Source organism: Bradyrhizobium betae (assembly GCF_050632175.1).
GTDB classification, from domain to species: Bacteria; Pseudomonadota; Alphaproteobacteria; order Rhizobiales; family Xanthobacteraceae; genus Bradyrhizobium; species Bradyrhizobium betae_B.
Map to the genome: position 1 here is coordinate 1,615,063 of NZ_CP192576.1, position 14,598 is coordinate 1,629,660.

The 14,598-nt window shown below is 64.4% G+C and carries 12 protein-coding genes and 1 pseudogene; all 13 read right to left on the reverse strand.

What is annotated here, in order from left to right:
- Nucleotides 1–2: 2 nt before the first annotated feature.
- On the reverse strand, nt 3–1,478 hold the full coding sequence (gene flgK / locus ACQ86E_RS08010; protein WP_431204946.1) for a flagellar hook-associated protein FlgK: 1,476 nt from the start codon (nt 1,476–1,478) through the stop codon (nt 3–5).
- A gap of 34 nt (nt 1,479–1,512) precedes the next feature.
- Nucleotides 1,513–2,745 (reverse strand): flagellar hook protein FlgE, encoded by a 1,233-nt coding sequence (locus ACQ86E_RS08015; protein WP_431204947.1) that lies wholly within the window; start codon nt 2,743–2,745, stop codon nt 1,513–1,515.
- 90 nt (nt 2,746–2,835) lie between these two features.
- Nucleotides 2,836–3,417, reverse strand: a complete 582-nt coding sequence (locus ACQ86E_RS08020; protein WP_431204948.1) for a transglycosylase SLT domain-containing protein — start codon at nt 3,415–3,417, stop codon at nt 2,836–2,838.
- On the reverse strand, nt 3,368–4,687 hold the full coding sequence (locus tag ACQ86E_RS08025) for a flagellar hook-length control protein FliK (protein WP_431204949.1): 1,320 nt from the start codon (nt 4,685–4,687) through the stop codon (nt 3,368–3,370). Before ACQ86E_RS08025 ends, ACQ86E_RS08020 begins: the two co-directional genes overlap by 50 nt.
- Nucleotides 4,684–5,877 (reverse strand): chemotaxis protein, encoded by a 1,194-nt coding sequence (locus ACQ86E_RS08030; protein WP_431204950.1) that lies wholly within the window; start codon nt 5,875–5,877, stop codon nt 4,684–4,686. The genes ACQ86E_RS08025 and ACQ86E_RS08030 overlap by 4 nt, the downstream gene beginning before the upstream one ends.
- Nucleotides 5,874–7,211 carry a MotB family protein gene (locus tag ACQ86E_RS08035; protein WP_431204951.1) on the reverse strand — a complete coding sequence of 446 codons (1,338 nt, stop codon included), beginning with the start codon at nt 7,209–7,211 and terminating at the stop codon, nt 5,874–5,876. The genes ACQ86E_RS08030 and ACQ86E_RS08035 overlap by 4 nt, the downstream gene beginning before the upstream one ends.
- A 6-nt stretch (nt 7,212–7,217) precedes the next feature.
- A pseudogene (locus tag ACQ86E_RS08040) lies at nt 7,218–7,910 on the reverse strand (hypothetical protein).
- Complete coding sequence (gene fliF, locus ACQ86E_RS08045; protein ID WP_431204952.1) at nt 7,907–9,535, reverse strand: flagellar basal-body MS-ring/collar protein FliF; 1,629 nt, start codon at nt 9,533–9,535, stop codon at nt 7,907–7,909. The pseudogene ACQ86E_RS08040 and the gene fliF overlap by 4 nt, the downstream one beginning before the upstream one ends.
- A gap of 298 nt (nt 9,536–9,833) precedes the next feature.
- Nucleotides 9,834–10,742 carry a flagellin gene (locus tag ACQ86E_RS08050; RefSeq protein ID WP_431204953.1) on the reverse strand — a complete coding sequence of 303 codons (909 nt, stop codon included), beginning with the start codon at nt 10,740–10,742 and terminating at the stop codon, nt 9,834–9,836.
- Between the two features lie 294 nt (nt 10,743–11,036).
- The gene (locus ACQ86E_RS08055) at nt 11,037–11,945 is read right to left on the reverse strand and encodes a flagellin (RefSeq protein ID WP_431204954.1); all 909 of its coding nucleotides are present in this window, start codon (nt 11,943–11,945) and stop codon (nt 11,037–11,039) included.
- A 267-nt stretch (nt 11,946–12,212) separates the two neighbouring features.
- Complete coding sequence (locus ACQ86E_RS08060; protein WP_431204955.1) at nt 12,213–13,118, reverse strand: flagellin; 906 nt, start codon at nt 13,116–13,118, stop codon at nt 12,213–12,215.
- Nucleotides 13,119–13,379: 261 nt separating this feature from the next.
- Entirely contained in the window at nt 13,380–14,120 is a 741-nt protein-coding gene (gene fliP / locus ACQ86E_RS08065) for a flagellar type III secretion system pore protein FliP (protein WP_431204956.1), read from the reverse strand.
- Nucleotides 14,117–14,560, reverse strand: a complete 444-nt coding sequence (locus ACQ86E_RS08070; protein WP_162006392.1) for a flagellar basal body-associated FliL family protein — start codon at nt 14,558–14,560, stop codon at nt 14,117–14,119. The genes fliP and ACQ86E_RS08070 overlap by 4 nt, the downstream gene beginning before the upstream one ends.
- Between the last annotated feature and the right edge of the window lie 38 nt (nt 14,561–14,598).

The following is a 14,598-nucleotide window of genomic DNA, read 5'->3' on the forward strand; positions in this document are numbered from 1 at the left end:
ACTTAGTTCCCCACGGCAGCCAGCAGGCTCTGCAACATTTGGTCGACGGTCGAGATGATCTTCGACGACGCCGAGTAGGTACGTTCGACCTGGAGCATCAAGGACATCTCGTCGTCCATGTTGACGCCGCTGACGTTCGACAGCGCCGCGTTGCTGCGGTCGAGCAGCGTGTTCTGGTAGGTGGCGCTATCGTCCGCGGCCTTGCGCTGATTTTCGATCCAGCTCGTCGACGACGCCGCGAAGTCGATCAAACTGCCGCTCGGCTTGCCTTGCGTGGTTGCATCGAACGGCTGCGACGCGTCCATGCCGCCGATGAGCTGCTGCAGCCTGGTCGAGAAACCGCCGCTGCCGGCGGTATTGTATTGGTAGGCGACGTTGCCGCTGATCGCGCCGTCGCGCAGCAGATTGGGGTTGCCGCCTTGCGCCGGATCGACCGATGCAGCGACACTGATCAGGCCGGCAAGGCCGACCGAGACGGTGGCGCTCGCGGGCATCGCCGGCGCACCCGGATAGGTGAAAAGGCCGGGAACGTCCGGCAGCGCCGAGGCGGTCTGGTCGACCTCCTTGAAGGTTTCGACCAGGCCGCGCGCGATTTCGTCGAGCTGGCTCTGATACGTTACCGTGGCGTTGTCGCGCAGCTCGGAGAGACCCGCGAGCTTGCCGGTCTTGATCGGCATCACGGAATTGGCGCCGGTGACCGGGACACCGTCGATATAGACGGCGTTGCCTGTGGTCCCGGGCGAGTAGATGTTGGTCGCAGCGAAGCTGACCGAGCGCGCCTGCTTGTCGAACAGCACGACGCCGCTGTCGGTATAGAGCGCCGCGTCGCCGTTGGCGCGGAGCGTCATCGAGACGCCGACCTCCTGCGACAGCTTCGAGACGATGGTGTCGCGCTGGTCGAGATAATCGGTGACGTCGTCACCGGTGATCGTTCCCTTCACGATCGCGGTGTTGACCTTGTCGAACTGGGTGAGCAGCTGATTGATATTCGCGACCGAGGTCGCCATCTCGGCGTCCGCGCCCTCGCGCACCGTCTGCACGGTCTTGGTGGCCTGGTTAAGCGCCGTCGCCATGTCCTTGGCAGAGGTGACCGCCGCCTGCGCCAGCGTGGTGTTGTCCGGAGCGTTGGCATATTGCTGGAGCGCCTGCTTCAGCTTGTTGAGCTGGGCGGTCGGCGACTGCCCGGTTTCGGGATCGTCCACGGTCGAGGCGGATATCGTCTGAAGGCCGTTCAGGATCGCATCCTGCTTGGCGGACGCAGACGTTGCGATCAGGACGTTGTTGTAGAGACCGGAACTCGCGGCGCGCTGGATCGCCGCCACGTAGACGCCGGCCCCGGGAAGATTGTCCAGCACCGCGATCTTGCGCGAATAGCCGGCGGCGCTGGCGCCGGCTATGTTGCGCGAGATGGTCGACGACTGGATGCCCGACGCCATGAGCGACGCGCGAGCGGAGTCGAGAGCAGCGGTGAGGGACATGATTGACTCTTGCGCGGGATGAACGTTGAAGGATTCAGCGCTTCAGGTTGACGACGACGTCGAGCAGGTCCGCCCCGGTCTGGAACGATTTCGAATTGGCGGTGAAGCCGCGCTGCGCCTCGATCATCCCGGTGAGTTCGTCCGCGAGGTCGACGTTGGAATCTTCGAGCGAGCCGGACTGAATCGTGCCGAGCCCGCCAGTGCCGGCATTTCCGGCCTGCGCATTGCCCGAATTCTGGTTGGTTGAATAGACGTTACCCGGCTCGGGCGTCAGATTGTCGGGGCTCGCGACATCGGCGAGCATGAGCGTGTACAGGGTCAGCTGCTGCCCGTTCTTGAGAACGGCGGTCACGTGGCCCGCATCGTCAACATCGACCTTGTCGATGGCGGAAGGCGTGCTGCCGTTGACGGTCGCCTTGAAGCTGAAGTCAGTGCCGACCTGCGTCATGTTCGACAGGTCCATGGTCAGCGCCGCGCCGCCGGGGACGTTCACGGTCAGACCCGTCGGGCTCGCCGCGTCCAGCGCGCCCTTACCGGCCGCCGTGGTATCGAAGGTGAAAGTGGTCGCAGGAGCAAGCGACGTACCCGTTGCGGCGTCATAAACCTGGACCTGCCAGGTATCCAGGCCGGCCGCCGTCGCTGTGTGGGACATGTAGACGTCGAGCGTCACGGCCTGGCCGATATTGTTGTAGGCCACGATCGAGCTTTTCGACGAATACGCGCCCGGGCCTGGCGGACCCGCAATGACGGCTGCCGTCGGATCCAGATTGCCGGTCGTGAGCGTACCCGCGGTTGACGGCACGGGCACCTGCGAGACCTGGGCGATGTTCACGATCTGCAGTCCCGCCAGGCTGTTCTGCGAGAAGTTGGTCACCAGGCCCGGCTGACCGAGCAGGTAGTAGCCGGCAGCATTGACCAGATTCCCCTGACTGTCAGGCACGAACGAGCCGGCGCGCGTCAGGTACTGCTGTGTGTTGGTTGCGTTCGATACCACGAAGAAGCCGTTACCCTGAACGGAGAGGTCCGTGCTCGACGTGGTGAACTGCGTATGCCCGGCGTCGCTGATGGCGTAGCGGACAGTCGTCTCGACAGCGCCGGAATCGTAATTGCCCGAGCCACTCTTCAGGATGAGCGAGGAGAATTCGGTCGAAGCCCGCTTGTAGCCGGTGGTGTTGACGTTCGCGATATTGTCCGAGACCGTCGACAGCTTGTTGGACTGCGCGGCCATCCCGGAAACGCCGGTGCGCATAATGCCGTAGAGGCTCATCGAGAGGGCTCCTTTGGAAGGTTGTAGTTACAATGAGGGTTCTTGCTTGCGCGGGGCTGATGGTTCGGAACCATTCACAACTTCATGTGGTCACGTCGTTTTCGGCTGACAGAACGAGCGCGCCTTGTCGGTCCAGGCGCCGAAGCCGCTCGAGACGAGATGCGCAACGATATGGCAGACGTAGCGCTTCTGCGCTGGCTGGTTGTTCGGGCCCGCGTTGTAGCGGGCGACTGCCATGGTCCAGCTTCCCTCGCGCTGCTTGAGCTCTTTCAGGAAGCGCGCGGCATATTCCACGTTCTTGGCGGGATCGAACATCGCCCGCACCGACGCGAACTTGTCGCCGTGATAATAGTGGTTGATCTGCATGCAGCCGAGATCAATCAGCTTGATCCCTTTGCTCCGCATCGCCTCGAAATTCGCGATCGCGTCGTTCATGTCCTTGGCGAACACGGTCTGGCCGTCGGCACCGAGCGCATAGGGATAGAGTGCTCCGCGCCGTCCGGTCTCGGTGAGGCCGACCGCATAGAGGATGCCGAGCGGAATCCCGTGCTGCTGGGACGCACGCGCCATCTCGCGCTCGCAGGGGCGTGCATTGTCGGTCGCCGCTGCCGCAGCGCCCGCGTTACAGATAAACAGGGCCGCGACGAATCTGCGAGCCCACGTCCTGGTCATGACGCGTCTCCTGGTTGGACTGGGGCTCCTGCCGGGCCTGCCTCGCACTGCCGCCCGATTGGCCGGATGAATTGCTCGCGCCATCGAACGCCCCTTGCGACTGTGACGACGGTTGCTGCTGCTGGCCCGCGAGCTGCGGCTGCGATTGCCCGGAACCGCTCTGGAATCCGTCCAGCGAGCCGTGCTGGACCGGCGCGACGTCGGCGACATAGCCTGCGGAGTGCATGAGATCTCGGATCGAGTCGCGCTGCTGATCCAGCATCAGGCTGGTGTCCTTGCGCTCGGCCGCGAGGTGGACGGAAACCTCCGCGCCCACCAGGCGAAGGCGCACAGTGACATTTCCGAGCGATGGCGGCTCGAGATTGATGGTCAGTATCTTGAGCGGCTCAGACGCGTTGGTCTGCGAGTTGGCGAGATCTGCAGCCGCCGACGCCGTCGGCGCGGACGATTCCTTGAGCTCGGTGACGACCGCGTTGGCGATCTGCTGCGTGGGGCCGAACTGCGCCGGCGGCAGATGGGTTTCCTGCTGAACCACCGTGACCTTGGTCGTCTCGGGCAAGGTATCCCGTGCCGACGCTTTGACAGCGCGCTCGACATTCGCGGTAACGGCCTCGAAGCCTTGCGTCGCGGGCATTGCTTTTGACGAAGCTTCGTTGCCCGGCAGCACGGTTGCCGGCGCCTGCGCAGCCGCGGTCGATGGGCGCGCACCCGGCGCGGACTCGGCGGTGGCAACCTTCGCCATGCCTGTCGCCTGAACCTCACGCATCGGCGTTGACGAGCGTGCGTCGCGCGCGCGCGCGGCGTTCCTGTCGGTGTCCGTCGATTGCGTCTGCGGCTTCGCTACCGGTACGGCGGCCAGCTCCTGCCCGACAATCGCGGGGATGCCTGACCTGTTCGAAACGTCCGCCTTGTCGGCCGGACCTGGCGCTTGCGACGCTTCGTCGACCTTCTGGTCGGACGATTTATGACCGGCTTTGGGCTCGTCGGCGGTCTCGGTGCGCTCGTTCACCGTCTCGTCGTTCGTCTTGTCCTTCCCGGTCGGGTGCGCCAGGCGTGTCCGCAAGGATGCCGCCTTCACGCCGGTGTCGCCGCCGTCGTCTTTCATCGCCCGCTTCGCGAGGTTCGACACGGTGTGGAGCAGATCGTTGAACGACGAATCCGCCGACGACTTCGATCCGGCGTTCTTGCCGGATCGCGACGTGCCGCGAATATTGAGGCTTTCGGCCAGCCCCTGAAAGACCTGTCCCGAGGTTCCACTGAGCTTCGTCATGGACGGCGATCCTTGGTGAGGCGTTCGAGTTCGCCCAGCTGCTTCCGCGCGCGAGCGAGTGTCGCGTTCGACGACGCGAGATCGAGACGCGCGGGCGTGACCGGAGGCTCGTCGGCCGTGGCAGCGGGTCCACCCGCGAACGGTTTGCGCACGTCGAGCATGAGCTGGACCGTTGCATTCAACAGAGGAATGTCGCGCTCGGGCAGCTTCGACCGGTCGAGCGCCTTCAGCTCGGCGAGGCCGCCGTCGTACTCGTCGGTGAGCACCCGCGCGACGCCGCGGAAGAAATGTGCACGCTCGCGATCCGCGGAAGCATCGGCGCTGAGCGCCAGCGCGCGCTCGCCGGCACGCTCGGTCACGGCCAGCCGTCCACGCAGCATCGCGCTGCGCGCGATCGCGAAATAGAGCTTGAGGCGGCTGGCGCGGTCGATCTGCTCCAGCAGGGTGACGATCCGCGCAAAGCGGCGCTCGTCGAGCGCGAGGCTCGATTGCGTCAGGCCCGAGGAAAAGCGCTGCCAGAAGTCCCCGGCGTAGACCGAGTTGCGGTAGTGGCGGATATAGGCCAGCGTCAGGAACTCGAACTTGTCGAAATCCTCGGCCTGCCCGACCAGCAGGATCTCGCGCCGCAATGCCGCCTCCTCCACCAGCGTACCCGGCAACAGCAGGCGCGCATCGTCCAGGCGCTCGATCGCGAGCGTTGCCTCGGAGCGTGCGAACAGCGCGCCCTGGACCAGCGCGACCTGCCCGCCCAGGCCCGACGGCAGCGTGCGCGGCTTGACGTCCCTGAGCAGTTCGCGCGCTTCGTCCTGGCGGCCTTCGACATAGGCGAGCGCACCATTGAACAGCCGCTCGTCGACGTTCGGCTTGGGCAGCTTGCGGACCAGCTGTGGTCCGCCGCCGCTGAGCAAATAGATGACGACGGCCTGGCCGTTCTGCGCATTGCTCCACACGCTGGCGTCGGCGGCGAGGAATTTCTCGCCGATCTGCCGGATCAGCGCGACGTGGCCGCTATGCGCCGCCATGTCGCCATTGGCTATGCCGTCCTGTACCGCCTGCAACGTGCGCACCAGCTCATGCGGCTCGCCCGCGCCCGGCGCCGGAGCCGGGGCTGGAGCTGGATCGGCGAATGCACGGACTGCCGTGAGCGGCAGCAGCAACAGCAGTGCGGCGCGGCGGAGCAGCCTGATCAAGGGCGCTTCTCCCGGATCAGGATTTCAATCCGGCGATTCTGCGCGGCGGCCGGATCGTTCTGCAGCTTCGGTCGCCGATCGGCGTAACCTTCGACATGCTCGATCCGCTGTGCATCGACGCCGGAGCGGACCAGCATGTAATAGGCCATCTGCGCGCGGGCGGTCGACAGCCGCCAATTGTCGTAATTCTCCGACTTGTAGGGCCGATTATCAGTGTGGCCGCGGACGATGATCATGCCGGGACGCTTCGTCAGCAGCGGCCCGATCTTGTCGATCACGCGGATGAGCTCGGGTCGCGGTTCGGCCGAGCCGACCGCAAACATGCCGAAGCTCGCGTCGTCGGTCAGGCTGATCAGAAGACCCTCCTCGACCTGACGCACCTCGGCCACCGGTCCCGCGCCGGCCTTGATGTCCGACAGTGCATCCGCGATCGCGGACTGAAGCTGCTTGACGGTCGGCTGCTGGGTCTGCGCGGAGTCGCGCTGTTCGGACTCCTTCGCCGCATCGCCGGGACGCGACTGCGCGGCGGCATTGGCCTGGGCACCGGCTTGAGCGCCCGGCTGCGCGTTCGCCTGCGCGCTGCCGTCGCGTTGAGCCTGCGAGGGCGCCGGTCCCGGAGGCAGCAGGGGCGACAGGTTTGCTGACGACGCATCGGCGTTCTGAGCCACGCTCCCGCCGGCATCGTCCTGCCTGGCGCGGCGAGCCTGCGGCTCGCCTTGCCCCGTTCCGGACGCGTTGTCGCGCGCGGAAGCATTAGGCTTTGGCTCGCTGTCGACGAAACGGTCCGCGTCCTTGGACGTCTGCGGCGCCAGCTTCCAATAGCCGGGATCGAACGGGTCGCGATAGGCATCGCCACCCTTGAGACCTTCCTCTTCGGAAGAGGTCAGCGCCCCGGCGCGACGCTGGCCCGAGGCCTGGTTCGCGCTGTTCGATATCTCCGCAAGGGTCGCATAGGGATCGCGGAACAGGATCTTCTCTTCGTAGGAAGCCGGCTTCTCGGCCGTCGGGGAATCGCCGCGACGCTCCTCGTTCGGCCCGGCCGGCTGGCGCTTGCCGTCCTGGCCTTCGGACGTGGACGGCTCCTTCTTGGTGAGATCCTTGAGGCCCTTCGGGGCGGGCGCGTTCTCCGCGAGCTTGATCGGATTGAAATAGCTCGCAACCACCTGCTTCTGGTCCTGGTTGAGCGCATTCAGCAGCCACATGACCAGGAAGAACGCCATCATCGCGGTCATGAAGTCCGCATAGGCGATCTTCCAGACGCCACCGTGATGCGGCTCCTCGGCGAAGGCGCTACGCCGGCGAATAATCACCAGCTCTTGCTTGACCTCATTCATGGCGGGCTACCGGCGCGCCTCGTTGAGGCGTTCGCTCCAGGCCGAGATCTGCGTCTCGATCACGGTCTGGTCGGCCACGACCCGAACCTCGAACGTCTCAGCGGCCTCGTACTGGATGCCCGTGCGCCTGCTGGCCTCGAGTTGCGTCCGCACGAGGTCGAGCAGTTCCCCGGACCGGTGACCTTGAACACCGGCACCGGCGAATTGCCGGTCAGCGCCGCAATCTGTTCGACCAGCGATTCGATCGCCTTGTCGCGGACCGCGTCGGCGAGGAAGGGCAGCAAGATCCGAGCGACGGAGCTCGCGATGTTAGTCTCGATTTCGCGGCAGGCCGTCTCGAACCCGTTGACGATCGCGACCGCCTGCTGATCGGACCATTTGGCACGCTCCTCGCCGAGCCGGATGGCGCTGCGGACGCGCTCCTCGGCAACCCTGGAATCGCCTTCCGCGACGCCGGCCGCATGACCGCGACGATAGGAATCTTCGAGAAGGTTTGCTGACGGAACTTCCGCCTCCGGCGCTGGAGGCTGCGCTTGAGTCCTGACGCTGCGGCTGGGCCTGAGGCTGCGGCTGGGGCTCACGCCGGACCTCCTTGGGCCTTGTCAGCACGTCCTGCACCTTCGGCGGCGGAGGTGGTGGCGCCTTGGCTCGGCCGTTGGCGTCGAACTGCGTCAGAAGTTTTCCGATAGCCGCGTTCATGCCGCCTCCTCGCGTCGCATCCAGTCTTTAAGGATCGCCGCCGCCTGAACCTGATCGAGCCGGACAATCTGCTCCAGTCGCTTCTGCGGTGTTCGTTGCATCTTGCCTTCGAGGTCTTCAACGAGGTTGAGCTCGGGGTCCTGACTGTCTCCCAAGGCGAGGGCCGACGCAGCTTCAAGCTCTGCGGCCTCGGCCGCCTCGATCTGCTCCTGCTGGGCACGGTGGGTGAGGATGCCATTGACCGCGGGTCGCAGACCGAACCAGACCAGCATCGAAGCAACCGCCAGGATCGTCACAGCGTTGATGACGCTGCCGAGCTGCTTGTTGATCATTTCGACGAAGCTGATCGGCGGCACCGGCGCGAGATCGCGCGAACCTTCGATGAAGTCGACGGCGGTGACCTGGATCTGGTCGCCGCGCGTCTTGTCCAGTCCGCCGGCGGTCGCCGCGAGCTGGCTGATCTCGGCGAGCTTGCTGTCGACGACGGCCTGGTTGCTCTTGTCACCGAGATCGGCGACGAGCCGGGTGCGATTGACGAGGACCGCGATGAAGAGCTTCTTGACGGAATAGCCGTCGCTTACCGTCGTCGTGGTCTTGGATGACACCTCGAAATTGGTGACGTCCTCGCGGCGGGTCTTGTCCTCGCTGGAATTCTTTGTACCGCCGGCGTTGACCTGCTGGTCGGGAAGGTTCTGCTGCACCGTGGTCGGCGTGGACTTGTCGGCGTTCTGCGAGGACTCTTTTTCGCGGACGTTGCGGACCGAGCGCTCGGCGCGACTCTCCGGGTCGTAGACGGTCTCGTTCGTCTGCCTCTTGTCGGTCGAGAGCTGCGATGCGACGCTCACCTCGAAATTGTCGAGGCCGAGATACGGCGTCAGCGCCTTGCGGATGTTCTCCTGCACCATGCCGCCGACCGTCTTCTGGAGGCTTGCCATCTTGGTCGGAGCGGCAGTGGCCTCGTCCTCCTCGGCGAGCAGCATCGAACCGTCGGCATCCAGCACAGTCACCTTGTCTTTGCTCATCCCCGGGATTGCCGCGGCAACGAGGTGGCGGATCGACTGCGCCGTGCGCGCCTCGATCGCACCGTCAGTGCGCAGCACGACCGACGCCGAAGGCGGCTGCTGCGTCGCGCGGAACGAGCCGCGCACCGGCAGCACGATATGGACCCGCGCCGCCTTGACGCCCTTCATCAGTTGGACCGTGCGCGCAATCTCGCCTTCGAGCGCCCGGAGCTTGGTGACCTCCTGCATGAACGAGGTCAAGCCGAGCGAGCCGATCTTGTCGAACAGCTCGTAGCCGGAATTGGCGCTGGTCGGCAGGCCCTTCTCGGCCAGCAGCATCCGCGCCTGCATGGTCTGACTCGGGCGCACGGAGAGCGCGTCTCCCGCCGTATTGACGTCGAACGTGATGTTCTGCTCCCGCAGCGCGGCGCCCATGCGCGTCACGTCTTCGCGGGTCAATCCCGTGTAGAGCGTCTCGAATTCGGGCCGGCTCAGATAATAGGCGCCGCCGACGACGGTGACGAGGACGGCAAAGCCGATCAGTCCCAAGGCCATCAGGCGTCGCGGCCCAAGCTCCAGCAGATTGTTGAGCAGTTGCTGTACCTGCGCGCGACTGAGCAGCATATGACCTCGTACCAATGCGAACGTAAGCGACACTCCGCTGCCAACCTTGTCCGAAGGTTGCGCGCAAACACGAAGATGTCAGTTCGCAGGCGAAGCGTTGCAGATTTACAAGAGTCCTCGACGAAGCGATCAGTTCAGCAGCAGAGGCGCGCGAACGCAGCCGGCGCTATCGGCTACGGCATGTCGGCTGAAGCTGGCGTCGTGGAGGTCGATTACGGGCACGTCATGTGCCGGCACATCCGCCGATCACGGCGGGGACCGTGCTCCCGTGAGAGCACGGTCTCTTCCAAGGCCGAAATTACTTGAACAGCGAGAGGATGCTCTGGCTATTCTGGTTGGCGATCGAGAGCGCTTGCACGCCGAGCTGCTGCTGGGTTTGCAGCGCCTGAAGGCGGGTGGATTCCGCGTTCATATCGGCATCGACGAGCTGACCGACACCACGATCCACCGAGTCCATCAGCGTCTTGACGAACTCCGTATTGGTCGAGAGGCGGTTCTTGACGGCACCGAGATCGGCAGCGGCCGAGGCCACGGAGTTGAGCGCAGTGGTAACCTGCGCGATGTAGCCGTCGAGCGTGGTCTGGTCAGCGGCCGAATCTGTCAATGCGCTGATGTTGATCGTGTTGATCGACGCGGTGCCGCTCACCTTGTCCAGGATGCCGGTCTGGGTGCTGGTATAGAGCGAATAGTTGGCGATCGTCAGGGTGATGGAGCCGATGGTGGGCGTGCCGCCGACGCGCGAGAACGACGACACGAGGTTGAAGGTCGCCGGCGTCGTCGCCGTCGCGCTCAGCCAGTTCACGCCGTTGAAAGTTGCCGCATCGGCGGTCCCCTTCATCTGCTGCTGGATCTGGGTGATGTCAGCCTGGATCTTGGTGCGGTCGATGCCGGCGGTCTTGGCTTCGACCAGCAGTGCCTGGAGCTTGGTCAGGCCCCCGGTCTGGTCGCCGACAACCGCCGTCAGAGCGGTATATTCGGTATCGACGGTCGCGGCCGACAGACCGAGCGAGTCGGAGACGGCGGAGAGCGCGGCGTTGTCGGCGCGCATCGAGGTCGCGATCGACCAGTAGGCAGCGTTGTCCGAAGCCGTCGAGACGCGCATGCCGGTCGATATCCGGTTCTGCGTGGTCGCGAGCTGCGAGCTGACGTTGCGGAGGGTCTGCAGCGCGGTCATTGCAGACGAGTTGGTGAGCAGACTGGAGCTCATTTTTTTGACGTCCCTTTGAAACGAATTGAAAATTTTGGGGACATACCGGGCTTCCACCGGTACGACAGGGCGACATCATGCCTTTGGACGGCAAAAAGGCGGCCCAACCTTTCGTAACGGCAACGATAGCGCGCGAAGTTTGCGCGAGGCTTGTGGCTCTGTGACTTGCCCGCGGCAGGGCGAGCCAGGTCAAGGCGAAAAGTCGCGGTGCCGGGTTGAGGTCTCCGTGCACGACGCCAAAATGAAAAGGGCCGCGCTTCGTGAGAAGCGCGGCCCCTCAGATGGTTTTAAGGCTTAGCGGAACAGCGTCAGGATGCTCTGGCTGTTCTGGTTGGCGATCGAGAGCGCCTGAACGCCGAGCTGCTGCTGGGTCTGGAGAGCCTGCAGACGGGTGGATTCCGCGTTCATGTCGGCGTCGACGAGCTGACCGACACCACGATCCACCGAGTCCATCAGGGTCTTGACGAATTCCGTGTTGGTCGAGATGCGGTTCTTGACGGCGCCGAGATCGGCGGCGGCCGAAGCCACGGAGTTGATCGCGGTGGTGACCTGCGCGATGTAGCCATCGAGCGTGGTCATGTCGGCGGTCGAGTCGGTCAGCGCGGAGATGCTGATCGTGTCGATCGAGGCAGCGCCGCTCACCTTGTCCAGGATGCCGGTCTGGGTGCTGGTGTAGAGCGAGTAGTTGGCGATCGTCAGGGTGATGGAGCCGATCGTCGGCGTGCCGCCGACGCGCGAGAACGACGACACCAGGTTGAAGGTCGCCGGCGTCGTCGCCGTCGCGCTCAGCCAGTTCACGCCGTTGAAGGTCGCCGCATTCGCGGTACCCTTCATCTGCTGCTGGATCTGGGTGATGTCAGCCTGGATCTTGGTGCGGTCGATGCCTGCGGTCTTGGCTTCGACCAGCAGCGCCTGGAGCTTGGTCAGACCACCGGTCTGGTCGCCCACAACCGCGGTCAGTGCGGTATATTCGGTGTCGACGGTCGCAGCCGAAAGACCGAGCGAATCGGAGACGGCGGAGAGCGCGGCGTTGTCGGCGCGCATCGAGGTAGCGATCGACCAGTAAGCCGCGTTGTCCGAAGCCGTCGAGACGCGCATGCCGGTCGAGATCCGGTTCTGCGTGGTCGCGAGCTGCGAGCTGACGTTGCGGAGGGTCTGCAGCGCGGTCATTGCAGACGAGTTGGTGAGAAGGCTAGAACCCATTTTTGATGTCCCTTTGAAAGTAGATTGAATTTGGGGACATACCGGGCTTGCACCGGTACGGCAGGGCGGCGTCATGCCTTTGGGCGGCGAAAAGCAGGCCCAACCTGTCGTAGCGGCAACGATAGCGCGCGAAGCTTGTGCGAGGCTTGTGGACCTGTGGCCCAGCCGCAACAGAACAGCCGAGATTGCGGCGTGCGCGCGGCGCCACGCCAAACGAAAGGGCCGCGCTTCGCAAGAAGCGCGGCCCTCCCCAGATTGTCGTGAAGCTTAGCGGAACAGCGACAGGATGCTCTGGCTGCTGTTGTTGGCGATCGAGAGCGCCTGCACGCCGAGCTGCTGCTGGACCTGGAGGGCCGCCAGGCGGGTGGACTCCTGGTTCATGTCGGCGTCGACGAGCTGGCCGATACCGCGATCAACCGAGTCCATCAGCGACTTCACGAAGTCCGTGTTGGTCGAGATACGGTTCTTGACGGCGCCGAGGTCGGCGGCGGCCGCGGCGACCGAGTTGATCGCGGTCGTGACCTGCGCGATGTAGCCATCGAGCGTGGTCTGGTCAGCCGCCGAGTCGGTCAGCGCGCTGATGTTGATCGTGTCGACCGATGCGGTGCCGCTCACCTTGTCCAGGATACCGGTTTGGGTCGAGGTGTAGAGCGAGTAGGTCGCGGTGGTCAGGCTGATCGAGCCGGTGGTCGGCGTGCCGCCGACGCGGGAGAACGACGACACCAGGTTCACGGTCGCCGGCGTGGTCGCCGTCGCGCTCAGCCAGTTCACGCCGTTGAAGGTTGCAGCGCTGGCCGTCGCCTTCATCTGCTGCTGGATCTGGGTGACGTCCGCCTGGATCTTGGTGCGGTCGATACCGGCGGTCTTGGCCTGCACCAGCAGGGCCTGGAGCTTGGTCAGGCCGGAGTTGCTGTCGCCGACAACCGTGGTCAGACCGGTATATTCGGTGTCGACCGTCGCAGCCGACAGACCGAGCGAGTCGGAGACGGCGGAGAGCGCGGCGTTGTCGGCGCGCATCGACGTCGCGATCGACCAGTAGGCGGCGTTGTCCGAAGCGGTCGAAACACGCTGGCCGGTCGAGATGCGGTTCTGCGTGGTGGAGAGCTGCGAGCTGACAGACCGCAGGGTCTGGAGCGCAGTCATGGCGGTCGAGTTCGTAAGCAGGCTTGACATTGCGAATGTCCCTTTATGTACGCGTTACATTTTCACGAGGGGACATACCGGGCTTTCACCGGTACGGAGGGGCGGCATCATGCCTTTGGACTGATGTGGGTGGGGTCCAACCCGCCGTGCCGCATTGCTAGCACGTCGAATCTTGCGCGCAGATTAAGATCGGCTTGAATTACGCTGTAATATCAGATGGTTAAAATTACCAAACGCTAACCATGCCGCGGTACTTCCCGCTAACCATAAGCAGCCGGCTGGCCGTCGATCTTACGAGAACGACCGCACCAGGCCCGAGGCGAGCAGATTCCAGCCGTCGATCAGCACGAAGAACAGCATCTTGAAGGGCAGCGCGATGATCGTCGGCGGCATCATCATCATGCCCATCGACATCGTCAGCGTCGCCACGATCATGTCGATGACGAGGAACGGCAGCATGATCAGGAATCCGATCTCGAACGAGCGCCTGAGCTCGGAGATCATGAAGGCCGGAATGATGACGCGCAGATCGATGCGCTTGTCGTCGAACTTCTTCCGAAAGCTCTCTGCGGCCAGTGACTCGAAGGTCTGGAGATCCTTGTCGCGAACGTGGGCCAGCATGAAATCGCGGAACGGATCGGTGATCTTGATGTAAGCCTCTTCCTCCGAGATCTCGTTCTTCATCAGCGGCTGGACGCCGGTTTCCCAGGCGCGATCGAAGGTCGGGGCCATCACGTAGAAGGTCATGAACAGCGCAAGGCTGATCAGCACGAGATTGGCCGGCGTGGTCTGGAGGCCCAGGCCGGAGCGCAGGAACGACAGCGCAACCGCAAATCGCGTGAAGCTCGTCACCATGATGAGCAGACCCGGCGCCACCGACAGCACCGTGATCAGCGCCATCAGCTGGATGATACGGCCGCTGGTCGAGCCGTTTCCGGGCGGCAGCAGCGAGTTGAGGTCCGGGATCTGGGCGAGCGCCACTTCGGGCAGGACGACCAGAATCAACGCAAGCAGCAGGACTTTCACTCTCACTGAATCACCAACGTCTCAATGATCAATTCGCGAACCTTGCCCGACGAGCGGATGTTGGCGCGTTCGGCGAGGTCGTCGCGCAGATGCTGCAGCCCGCGCGATCCCTCGAACTGGCCGACCGTCGCTGAGCGCAGATAGGTCACGATGTCCTCGCTGATGTGGGCGGCCAGGATGCCTGCGTCCTCGTCACTCATGCTGTCGGTCACCATGGAAGCTTCGACACGGGCCCAGTTGTTGGCCGGCGCGGCGAGATTGGTCACGATCGGAGACAGCTTCCTCAGCCGCGCGCTGCCGGCGTAGCTCGAGGCAAGAGGCGGCGGCGTCGCGGTCTTCTTCGCATCCGCGACGCGCTCGGCAGCCGCAAACAGATGCAGGCCGGCAAGCGCACCCGCGCCGATCGCGACGAGGGTCAGCACCAGAATGGCCGCAATCAGGCGCATCACGTCCCCTGCTCTCGCGACGCGGCCCGACGGCTGCG